At 68.4% G+C, this 3,071-nt stretch carries 5 protein-coding genes and 2 pseudogenes; 5 read left to right on the top strand and 2 right to left on the bottom strand.

Going from position 1 to position 3,071, the window contains the following annotated elements:
• Window positions 1-224 (bottom strand): hypothetical protein (locus ETD96_RS46330; protein WP_205719750.1); only part of this gene is annotated, 224 nt, incomplete at its 3' end.
• A gap of 31 nt (window positions 225-255) precedes the next feature.
• Window positions 256-1,026 (bottom strand): transposase family protein, encoded by a 771-nt coding sequence (locus ETD96_RS42910; protein WP_138642210.1) that lies wholly within the window; start codon window positions 1,024-1,026, stop codon window positions 256-258.
• 231 nt (window positions 1,027-1,257) lie between these two features.
• On the opposite strand from ETD96_RS42910, the gene ETD96_RS42915 reads away from it, so the two are divergent.
• From ETD96_RS42915 to ETD96_RS47370, 5 genes and pseudogenes are all read left to right on the top strand, one after another.
• A complete protein-coding gene (locus ETD96_RS42915) occupies window positions 1,258-1,722 on the top strand; it encodes a pentapeptide repeat-containing protein (protein ID WP_138642211.1) in 465 nt (154 codons plus the stop codon).
• Window positions 1,709-2,101 (top strand): pentapeptide repeat-containing protein, encoded by a 393-nt coding sequence (locus ETD96_RS48350; protein WP_420884840.1) that lies wholly within the window; start codon window positions 1,709-1,711, stop codon window positions 2,099-2,101. Before ETD96_RS42915 ends, ETD96_RS48350 begins: the two co-directional genes overlap by 14 nt.
• Window positions 2,102-2,390: 289 nt before the next feature.
• Window positions 2,391-2,450, top strand: a pseudogene (locus tag ETD96_RS47840) (Sua5/YciO/YrdC/YwlC family protein); the annotation flags it as partial.
• Between the two features lie 205 nt (window positions 2,451-2,655).
• Window positions 2,656-2,778, top strand: a pseudogene (locus ETD96_RS47845) (L-threonylcarbamoyladenylate synthase); the annotation flags it as partial.
• A 106-nt stretch (window positions 2,779-2,884) separates the two neighbouring features.
• On the top strand, window positions 2,885-3,071 hold a 187-nt coding region (locus ETD96_RS47370; protein WP_240808636.1), incomplete at its 3' end, for a hypothetical protein.

The following is a 3,071-nucleotide window of genomic DNA, read 5'->3' on the forward strand; positions in this document are numbered from 1 at the left end:
TGGGCTCGGAGATGTGTAGAGGAGACAGCGGCGGCGGTGGTGCTGGCTCTGTGGGGACTGCTGGTGCCGGGGGCGCGGTGGCTGTCGGGTGAACGTGAGCCGTTGAGTGAGGCCGAACGGTCAAGGCTGACGGTGGCCGAGCGGCTCGAGTCGGTGAACCAGGCACGGGCGGTGTTGATGCAGTCGGTGACCGGACTGGTGGTCATTGTCGGTGTGGTGTTCACCGCTGCAGGACTTCTCTACACTGAACCTTTTTCAGCGTGCTGCGGTCTCGCGGAGTTGCAGGGTGTGGATGGCCTTGGCGAGGTGTCCGGCGCGGTGGGGGCAGCAGCGCAGCTTGCGCAGGATGCGCCATGACTTGAGCTGGGCGTTCGCTCGTTCGCCGGGTCCGCGGAGCTTGGCGTGGGCGCGGTTGGCGTCCTTCTGGGGCTCGGGCTTGTCGCGTCCCTTGTAGGGCGTGAGGATGTGCGCGCCGGCGCCCTGGTAGGCCTTGTCGGCCAGCACGGGCAGCCCGGTGGCGGCCAGTGCCCGGATGACGCCCCGGATCCGGGCCGCGGTCAGGTCGTGAACTGAGCCGCGCAGCGGTCCCGACACCCACAGCAGGGTCCCGTCCGGTGCGGCGATGACCTGGAGGTTCATGCCGTGGCGGCGATGTTTCCCCGAGTAGTAGGGCCGGTCGGCGGCGACCCGGTCGATCGAGACCAAAGTGCCGTCCAGCACCAGGTGAGGCAGCCCGGCTTTGACCGCTCTGGCCAGCGCGTTTCCGAGTTTGGGCGCGCGGGCGGCGAGCAGGTCGACGGTCTCGTTGACATAGCGCCACGCGGTGGTGGTCGACACGCCGAATCCGGCGCCCAACTCGGCGTAGGTCTCGCCCTTGCGCAGGTAGACCAAGGTCATCAGAGCTTGCATACCCGAGGGCAGGCGCCGGCCCTTGCTGCCGAGGGCCCGGCGGTGTCGGCGGACGACACCGGTGGCGTAGGCCAGGGTCCGGCGCGACAGCGGCAGCGAAGCACGGTACAAAAGCATGTGAGGCCTCTGGTGGGGACGGGGCGTTGTGAGAGACCAACCGTCCTACCAGGGGCTTCTTGACGTCCGGCGCCGCCCACGCCGTCCGCGATCATGCTGTGATCAGCGCACACGCAACCGCCGCTGAAAAAGGCTCACTGCCCGGACGCTGGAGGTGCCCCGCCAAGGGCAGATCACCGACCGCTACACCAAAGCGATTGAGCAACTCGGGTCGGACAAGCCGAGGTGCGCATGGGCGGTGTCTACGCGCTGCAGCGTCTGATGAAGGATTCCCCAGACGACCGCAGCACCATACGTTCGGTGCTGGCCGCATATGTTCGCACCCACGCCCAGGACAATCCATCGGGCTCCGACAAGCCGTCAGGGCCTGTCCCTCCGGGGCTGGACAGGACCCGCTTGGCCGTCGACGTGGAGGCCGCCCTCACAACCGTGGCAGCCTCCCCGCCGGCCAACGGCCGCGATCCCCTCGACCTGCACAACGTCGACTTCCATCACCGCCACCTCGCCTACAAAGCTCTGACCAGCGCGAACCTAGACGGTGCTGCGCTAGGCAATACTGACCTGCGTCAAACGAACCTGACGACCGCTTTTCTGAACGGCGGGGACCTGCATAACGCGGACCTGCGCGGTGCCATCCTGGACAACGCAGCCCTGAAGGGGCGCGGACCTGCGCAACTCACGGCTGCAGGGGGCTAATCTTCATCGCGCGAACCTGCACCAGGCGGAACTGACGCTCCTAGATCTGAACGGCGCTGACCTAGGCGGCGCGGACCTGCGGCAAGCAGACCTGATAGGCGCTGACCTGCGCGGCGCGAACCTGCACGAGCCGGACGGCGAGGTGCACCGAGGCAAAGCAGCGGACCTGCGCGGCGCGGATCTGCGTGGCGCAAAGTTGGCCGGTGTGAATCTGGTAGGCGTCAGCCTGGCTGGTGCCGATCTGCGCGGTGCAAACCTTGCTGGCGCGGACCTGCGCAGTGCAGATTTGCGCCAGGCAGGTCTTCGAAGAGCGAAAGGCGTGAGCCGGGAGGTCACCGCTAACAGCGGTGCACACACCGACGACACGACTCGTTGGTGACGATTCCCAATCCCAGGACTAGCGACGCCATCCCCTGCGCCCGACCGGGCTGTCGACGAAACTCTTTGATCAGCGGCAACGCCAGACCTCGCTCTGTCGGATTCCACACTAAGCAAGATCATTTTCCACTCTCCGCTGTGGGAGGGGCCGAGGGGGCGGCATAGAGTCCGACCTGCGCGGTAGGCGCGCTTCGCCGGTTGGCCGTTGTGGTAGGACAGGCGCGAGGACCCAAGAGTGGGAGGGTGCGAAGGTGACGGCCAGTACCAGTGGCGTCGAGAAGGCGGTCGGTGTGCTGCGCGCGGGAGGGCTGGTAGCCTTCCCGACCGAGACCGTCTACGGTCTGGGCGTCGATGTTGAGGACCCGGCCGCTGTGGCGCGGATCTTCCAGGTCAAGGGGGGTCAAGGGGCGTCCGTCCTCCCATCCGCTGATCGTTCACATCGGCGGGGGCCGGCATCTGCACGAGTGGGTCGAGGACGTGCCGGCGACCGCGTAGTCTTTGGCCGAACGCTTATGGCCGGGGCCGCTGACTCTGGTGCTGCGGCGCGGTCGCCGGGTGCCGTTGGAGGCGACCGGGGGTCTGGAGACGGTGGCCGTCCGTGTGCCCTGCCACCCTGTCGCGCTCGAGCTGCCGTCGACCTTCGGCGGGGGCCTGGCGGCCCCGTTCGCCAATCGCTTCGGCTCGGTCAGTCCTACCACGGCGGACCACGTCCACGCGGAGCTCGGTGAGGCCGTCGACCGCTGGCGGGGACAGCGCTCGGCCGCTGGATCCGGCCGCTATCGGCGTGGAGGATCCCGGCGACGCCGAGTGGCTGCGCGCCGGCTCCACTCCGATGCCGGTGCGGACGCACCGGGAGCCACTACCCGGCCCGCCGCCCGACGCGGACCTGCCCCGCATGTTCGTCCGCTGCCTGCGCTTCGACGCCTTCGCCGAGACCGCCGCCGGTTTCCAAGCCCGCGGCCTCCCGACCG

The organism is Actinomadura geliboluensis (assembly GCF_005889745.1).
GTDB lineage: Bacteria > Actinomycetota > Actinomycetes > Streptosporangiales > Streptosporangiaceae > Spirillospora > Spirillospora geliboluensis.